Annotated in this window: 6 protein-coding genes; all 6 read right to left on the minus strand. The window is 53.1% G+C overall.

Annotation, left to right across the window (positions count from 1 at the left end; genetic code table 11):
- On the minus strand, positions 1–3,441 hold a 3,441-nt coding region (locus tag ACXPVS_RS26910; RefSeq protein WP_458512600.1), incomplete at its 3' end, for a transporter substrate-binding domain-containing protein.
- Entirely contained in the window at positions 3,441–4,067 is a 627-nt protein-coding gene (locus ACXPVS_RS26915; protein ID WP_458512601.1) for a response regulator, read from the minus strand. The genes ACXPVS_RS26915 and ACXPVS_RS26910, both read right to left, overlap by 1 nt.
- Before the next feature lie 82 nt (positions 4,068–4,149).
- Entirely contained in the window at positions 4,150–5,286 is a 1,137-nt protein-coding gene (locus ACXPVS_RS26920) for an EAL domain-containing response regulator (RefSeq protein WP_458512602.1), read from the minus strand.
- Between the two features lie 141 nt (positions 5,287–5,427).
- Positions 5,428–5,616, minus strand: coding sequence for a hypothetical protein (locus ACXPVS_RS26925; RefSeq protein WP_458512603.1), 189 nt, complete (start codon positions 5,614–5,616; stop codon positions 5,428–5,430).
- Positions 5,617–5,665: 49 nt separating this feature from the next.
- The gene (locus ACXPVS_RS26930; RefSeq protein ID WP_458512604.1) at positions 5,666–7,972 is read right to left on the minus strand and encodes an autotransporter family protein; all 2,307 of its coding nucleotides are present in this window, start codon (positions 7,970–7,972) and stop codon (positions 5,666–5,668) included.
- Between the two features lie 71 nt (positions 7,973–8,043).
- A partial coding sequence (locus ACXPVS_RS26935) for a hypothetical protein (protein WP_458512605.1) occupies positions 8,044–8,228 on the minus strand: 185 nt, incomplete at its 5' end.

Below are 8,228 nucleotides of genomic sequence, written 5' to 3' on the forward strand. Positions count from 1 at the left end.
GTGAGTGTGGTGGGTGGTTTCATGTGTGCTCCTTTTTTGGAGAGCACAGCGTGGCGAGTGGAGGTAGGGAATTACAGGTGGCTGGGCTGGAGGCTTACCAACCAACTGCGCCAGGTTGCTGAAGTCGAAATCTGCGTCTTGCGCCGGCTCAGTGTGTGACGCCAAGGCAGTGGTAGCAATTGACGGAACCAAGGCCAGGCGCTCACTCAACGTTTTCAGGCTTGTGGGCTTGAACAGACAGTCGTCCATGCCGGCATTCCGGCAGTTATCCTTTTCATCAGGCTGGGCATTGGCCGTAAAGCCTATGATCAGGCAGCGTCGCAAATCACGCGCCTGCTCCTCAGTACGTATTGCCCGAGTAAACGCATAGCCATTCATAATCGGCATATTGCAGTCGGTTATGACGACGTCAAAGGCCTGAGTTCTCCAGGCGCGCAACCCATGAGCCCCGTCGTCAGCTTCAACGACCTTGTGACCCAAGTAGGTCAATTGTTTGGATAGCAACAGCCGATTGGGAGGGTAATCATCGACCACCAGAATGCTGAGCACACGTTGTTCAACTTCCGCTTCAACAACCGAGGCCGTTACCTTGGCAAGCGGCTCAAGCCTCGGCAGCTCAAGCAGCATTTCGATTTGAGTGCCCTTGCCCAACTCACTGCTCAGACACAGTGTGCCGCCCATCATTTCACACAGTGTTCGGCTGATCGCTAAGCCCAGGCCGGAACCGGCCCGTGCGGATTGGTTGTTATTGCTGGCTTGGGCGAAGGGACTGAACAGCCGTTGCTGATCTTCGTTCGAAATGCCGATACCTGTGTCTTCCACCCGCAAGCGAATAGACAAATAGTCCTCGACAGTCGATGGCAAGACTTCGAGTGTCAGGTTGATTTGACCCTCGCGGGTGAACTTGATTGCGTTACCCAACAGATTAGAAACCACCTGCTTGAAGCGCTGCGGATCAATCAATAAATCACAGTTGGCGCGAGCATCCAGTTCAAGCTTTAACAGTAGATTTTTCTGGCGAGCCAGTCCTTCGAAAATCCGCACCGAGGATTCAATCAGCGCCCTTAAATTAGCCCGTTCCGGGGCCAGCGAAAGCTTTCCTGATTCGATTCGCACAATGTCCAAAATGTCGCCAATCAGATCTTGCAAACCAAGTGCTGCGCCGGAAGCCACTTCGATAGCGAAACGATCAAGAACGCCCTGGTCAGCCTTTTTCAGCGCCAGTTCAAGCATGCCTATCACGGCATTCATTGGGGTGCGAATCTCATGACTCATGGTGGCTAAAAACGTGGTTTTTGCCTTGTTAGCGTCATCGGCTACATTCTTGGCTTCTTCTACCAGCCCAAGTAAACGCTGCCGTTCACTGATATCGATCCAACCTGCGATCATTCCGATCACTACACCGTCGATATCTCGATAGGGCAGCATCCAGTGATAGATGGTGATCGTCACACCACCGGGCAAGGTCAACGTGCGGTCTTCGATGCGAGGAACAGCGTCGGCCATGACCTGGAGATACTCGCTATGGTAACTGTGCGCATCTATGGCATCGGCAAAAATGCTTTCGGTGATGCGTTTCCCCACCGTCTCTTGGCCCTTAAGGCCAAACACCTCTAGATAAGCGGTATTGCACACCAACATGCGTGCTTCGCGATCTCGTACATAAATTGGATGGGGGGTGCCGTCAATCAGCACTCGCATAAATTCCAATTGATTGTTAAGGGCTTTTTCTGCTGTATTTCTGCGCCGGATAAGGGTTCTCAGGTACGCAATCCATATAACAGCCATCAGCAAAAGCACACCGGCAACACCGAAGCCTTGAAGAATAGCCGCGCGATTTCGCAACCAGTAGCTGTCTTCAATCACGACGTCGCTGTGCCAACGATTGGCCAATTCACCCATTTCTTCCGGCGAAATACTCAGCAGAGCTTTTTCCAGGATTGAATACAGTTCCAGCGCCCCACGTCCTGTGGCAAATGAAATACGAGCGGGCACCTCGCCTACCGTGCTGGTTACCTGCAACCGATCGCGGTACTGACGTGAAATCATGTAGCGGGCGCTGAGGAATGAATTGATTGCACCGTCTACTTTACCGCTGGCCACCAGCGCCATGGCTTGCGCCGCGTTATCGACGTCCACGATCTGTATCTGCGAAAAACGACGAGTGATAAATTCGTGCAGTACGTTGCCACTGATCAACGCTAGTTTTTTATTCGCCATTTCTTCGAGCATGCGAGCATTCCCCGCCCCCGCTCGAGTTACCAATACATAAGGCGCGGTCAGATAAGGGCGGGTGAAACGCATGTCTTGTTCGCGCTCGGCGCTGGGGGTGATGGCCGCAAGCATCTCTGCATTGCCTTGACGCAGCAGTGCAATCACCTGGGTCAGCGAGTTACTTCGCACAATGTCAAATTGTATCCCTGTGCGCAGGCTTACTTTCGCAAGCAAATCGGCGCTGACACCCCGAAACTCGCCCTGTTCGTCGACGAATGTCATCGGTAAGAAATTTTCAACCATCGCAACTTTCACTCGAGGATGTTCCGTCAGCCAGCGCTGCTCGCTCGAGGTGAATTGCAATAGGTGTTGACCCGGTATGCTGATCTCTGCAGCACCCCAGCGGCGCAGGATGGCCAAACGTTCATTCAGAGGAATTGCCGCAAGCGCCGCATTAACTATCTGCTGCAGAGGGTTGTGTTGGCGGAGCATGGCAAACGCAAAGTGACTGCCCTCCATACTGGCGAAACCAGCGAGTTGCACATTGCTCAGATAATTGCGGCTGATGAGATAATTGGCACTAATGGCATCACCGAGATAAACGTCGGCTTCGCCAAAAGCAACAGCGCCAATGGCGTTGAGCGTCGAAGAATGGAGTTGTAGATCGGCATCGGGGTAAAAATTTCGCACCTGTTGGGGGGGTAAATAGTGATAAAGCATGGCGATTTTTTTGCCTGCCAGGTTTTCCGGTAGTGGTAACCGAACATCACTGCGCGTCACCAACGTGGGTTGATCATCCGCGTATGCGACGGACATCCGGAATGCGGGATCGATGTCCTCGAAACAGTTCGCTGTCCCCAGTAAGTCTATCTCCCCGTTTTTCAACGCCTGGACAACCTCTGCTCGGGAATCGAAACGAATGATTTCGATATGAACGTGGAGCAGTTCGGATATCAGCTTGACGTAATCGGCGGTCATTCCTTCGTAGTTACGGCCGTTACTGGTGATGTCAAATGGCGGATAATCGGGGGCAGAGACCCCTAGGCGCAATGCCCCTTTTTCCCTTAACCAGCGCCAATCCGCCTCGTCTAGCGAAGCTTTGTAATGCTCAACTTTCGACCGACCTAGCAATTGCAAGGTGTCGGCTTGCGTTACGGCAGGTAAAGCGAAGCAAAACCAACAGAACACTGCCAACGATGCCAGACAATTTTTTAGGGACCGGGGCATCAGATTACGCCGTTGCGCTTGGCGAACTCCGCCATATGGATCAAGGAGGTGATATTAAGCTTCTCGATAAGCCGGGCTTTATAGGTGCTGATCGTTTTGTTGCTGAGCAACATGGCCTCACCGATCTGCTTATTGGTCAGACCATTGGCGAGCTGTTGAAGGATTGATAGTTCACGGTCAGAGAGGCTTTGTATCAGCTTCGACTCAGTTGCCTGAGCGTCTTCCCTGTGTACCGATTTGATCGCAAGGTCAGGGAAAAATGTATAGCCCGACTTGATAGCGTTGATGGCCTTAATCAGCTCACTCAAATCATCTGATTTAGAAACGTAACCGGAGGCGCCAGCCTTCATACAGCGCAATGAGTAGAACACCGCAGACAACGAGGTCAGTACCAAGACCTTGGCCGAAATTCGGTGTGAGGCCATTCGGCTTAACGCGTCGAGCCCGTCGACGCCTGGCATGGCGATGTCTAACAGGATGAGGTCGGGCAAGTGCTCTCTGGCTAACTGAACGGCGTCAGCACCGTTCCCTGCCTCGGCAACGATTTCATATTCTTCCTGCTTGAGAATCATCTTCACAGCAGAGCGAATGAACGGATGATCATCCACAATCATTGCTTTAAGCATTTTTACCTCGGAAACCTACTGGACAGCATGTGACATTGCGTTCGATCAGCAGGTTGTCACACCTGCGACTTCGCGTGGGGGATCATAAGCGGATGCGTCCTGAGCCGCTGATTAATTTGCTGCGGGGCTTGTTAAGCCAACTGATCAATTGATGCGATGTCATCGGATGTGCATGGTGGAATCCCTGTCCGAGTCGGCACCCCAGTTCCACGAGCGCATGGCACTCTTCAGCGTTGCTGACACCCTCGATCACCAACTCCATGTTCAATGACGACGCGAGTGCCAAGGTACTCGTAATGAGTACCCGACTCCGAGGTTGGTGGATGTTTTGAACAAACTCGCCGTCGAGCTTTATTTGCGTAAAAGGCAACTGGCAAAGTAATTTGAGCGAAGAGAACCCCACGCCAAAGTCATCAATCGATAAGCCGCAGCCCATCAATCGCAGACGAACCAAGCTTTCTTGAATGTTGTTACTAGCCTCCAACAAACCGCTTTCCGCCAACTCGAAAATTATGCCCGACCCTGGCAGATCATAACGCTTGAGTGAGCGATAGATGTGCTCGGTCAAACCATTGCTCTGCAATTGAGAAGCGGTCAGGTTGAACGATAACCCTAGCGAGTGATTACTCCGATGTAGCACGCCGAGCAAGCTCAAGCCCTGTTCGAAAAGCTGCTTAAACATCTCATCGATCAAGTCGTAGGCCACCACCGCAGCGAGAAAATCTTTTGGTAATAGCAAGCCTTTGACAGGGTGTTGCCACCGAACCAATACTTCAGCACCTGCGTTTTCTCCACTGCTAAGTACGAACTTAGGCTGGTAGTAGGCTCGAAATTCGCCAAGGCCGAGTCCACGACGAATTTCTTCTTCGCTGGGTAAAACACAACCGAGCTCGTTGGAGGGTGATAGGACCAGGTCTTTTCGACTGTAACGCTGCAGTACTTTATCCAAGGCTTGAATTTGCATCGGGGGGCTCAGCACACCCAACAATTTCAAACCAGAAAAATGCGCCATTTGATCCAGTGCTCGATGGAGTGGCGGCTGCAATTTGCTAAATATGACTACTGCACGAACCAGGCCCAGCTGACTTGCACAATTCAGAAACTCAAGCCACGGCAAGTTTTGGTAACCAAGGTCGCACAGAACAATATCGACGACGCCCTCTTTGTTCAACAAAGCCATTGCCTGCTCGCCTGAACCAGCCTGCAGGATATCGGACACTCCCAGCTCTCTCAGTGCAGCGATGACCACACCACGTTGAGACGAGTGATTTTCTAGAACGAGAACGCGGGGAGAAGTCATCAATTATCTGCCAATACTCATAGACCTTGGTGTTGAACTGTACTGCTCGCAAGCTACATTCTAACCAAGGATTTTCCGAAAATCGCGTAAGTAATTTCCCAAGGATGGTCTGAAGTCCCACCGATTTTTGATGCCGCGCGGCAACTGATCGACCTGCGTCGCATCGACCACCTTGCCTTGGCGCAATATCAGGCCGCAGTCACCCAGGTAGCCGTTGATGACCTGCAAAATCCGCGATGATTCTTCCATCAAAGGACACACCCGACGGCCACCCTCGCCCTTCGGATGGCACGCGTCTTTACCAGCTCACTCGCACACCGATATTCGCCCCCAGCCCGCGCAATTGATTGCTATCGATGTTGCTGCTGTAGTCAGCGCTGGCATAGACACTGATGGCCGAATCAAGGCTGAGGATGACACCGACGCCGACGTCTGCCGATGTGGCTTTTTGCGTGGTCTTCACTTGATCGACATTGTCGAAGGTCACCGTATCGTCGCCCGCGACTGTATGCCATAAATTCGCGCGCAAATAAGGTTCCAACGGTCTGCCGCTGACTTGGTATCGCCCCTTGAGACGAGCACCCAGTCGACCTGTCCATGCTCCGTCGGAGTCGAATGACACGCGTGAGATACCATCGTCCTGGCTGTCGAGAGAAATCTTTTGATGGATCAACTGCACCTGAGGTTCGACTACCCAATTGCCCCCCATATCGATTGGGTAACCGGCCTCTGCCGAAAGCGTCAGGGCGTGGCCTCGGTTATCGAGTTTGAGACCACGTTTTGAACGGTTATCACCGTCGATTCGGGTGCCCATTACCACCGTGTCGACATACCAGCCGATAGGGTCGGTTAGCGTCCAGTACAAGCCATAACTGTCCCCTTCAAGTTCAATCTTTCCGGCGCTGCGCCCCTGAAAACCTTCGTTAAAGCCATCAACATCACCTTGCAATCGAGTATGGCCGACGAAGAAACCAGTACGCTGAGTTAATCCCCCTGCGGTCTGCGAGCTATATAGATCATTACCGACCTGAAAGCCGCTGAGTGATCCATCGAAACGAGGCGTGACGGTACCGGCCCAGGTCTGATTGATGTTCTTGCCATAAACGCGACCCCAGCCAGCTCCCAGCGCGCCATTCTCTTTGAGTAGTCGCTGGTCACCCTGACGATCATGGAAGGTGCCCAGCGCCGTCATCGTTAGCATCGCAGCGGCAGGTGGCAAAACCGACCAAGTGGGAACTTCGGGACGATACAAGGGGATAGGCTCCGCGCCTGGCACGGCGGCGGGCAGGCTTGGGAGTTGCGCGCTACCGGCAGGAGCAACGGCGGCAAACGGTGTTGCTACCACAGGAACGGTGATGGGGGGCAACGTCGGATCAGGGTTAGGAATCGTTGTCAACGCCGGTGCGACAACAGCCGAACGCAAGTACCAACTATTTTCTGTACCCGCCGTGACGCCTCCCTTAAACAGTCGATAATCGAATGCGCCAGCCGAAACGGGGCCTTTGAGTGAGAAAGCGCCGTTCTCACTCACCGCACTACCTTGGGCTTGCACAAGCGCAATACCGTTCTGCCGCGTCAGGCCACCAACCCCGCCAATATTGCTGACAGTAATCAAGGTATTGCCAGTCAACGTGCCATTCTCGACCACCAGTTTGTCGCTCGCGGAACTGTCGTTACCGAGCACGCTTTGCAGGAAGAGTTGGCCGTTACTGCCTGAATAATTACCTTGCACGGTTAATGTGTCGTTGGTGCGTGTGTTGCCAGTGGTCATATCGATCAACCCGGCGTTGTTCAGATTGACACGCTGTCCCACAGCAAAGGGGCTAATGCCCCCTTGGACAGGTGCTAACACGCTACTGCCAGCAATGTTGAAAACCCCGGTGCCGGTGTCGCTGTCACCCAGTACAAATTTTTCGGTCAAGTCGAAACGTGAGCCATTGCTTAAATTGATGGTTTCCCAATTTGTATAGCGAGAAGCGCCCGCCGAGGTGGTGTGATCGAAGGTCAAAAGGTCGTTGCCTGTGCCTCCGTCTATCAATGGGGCGATGCTGAGCGTTGCTTCAGAGAGGTCTCTCAGTAGGGCGCTATCGTCACCTGCGGCCATCAAGATTTCTGAGCGAATAACGCCGCCACCGTCCCACACCAGTCGGTCGTTGCCGAAGCTGGCCAGGATCTGTCCGACGATTTCGCCACCGGTTACGGTGATGCTGTCATCGCCGCCGCTTACGCTGATATTGCCGCCAATCTTGCCGCCGGAAACAATAATGGTGTCCGAGCCGAAACCGGCGACCAGGTTGCCGAAAATTTCACCCCCTGACATGTCGAACGTATTGTTGTCGAGTTTCATGTTGACCCGGCCGATGGTGCCGCCCGTCATCTTCGCGTAGTCACCGTCTTCGTATGCACCGACGATGGTTCCGCCTGTCATCAGAAACGTATCCAGAGCATCGCCCTGGAACAGCGCACCAATGCTGCCGCCGGTCATGACAAAATCATCGATTCCGTCGCCTTGACGTACCGTTCCAGTGACCACACCGCTGTTTATCACAAAACTGTCGCGACCATCTCCCTGCTCAAGATCCCCGGTAATCGTGCCGGAGTTCATCAAAACGCGATCATCACCATCACCAAAAAGAATGTTGCCTATGATTTCCCCGGTGCCGTTTGACGGGAACGTCAGGCTATTGCTGCCAGACAGATCGCTAAACCCTGGACTGGTGCCGCTGCTACAGATGAATGAATCATCCCCCAAACCCGGTGTAATCGTAAGCGCTCCATGAAGCCCACATTCCAAGTCGAAATCTGATGCTCGAAGCTGTGCTCCCGAACTCTTTCTGGAGCCAGCACCTCATGATGCGACC

This window comes from Pseudomonas sp. Ma2-10 (assembly GCF_054330215.1).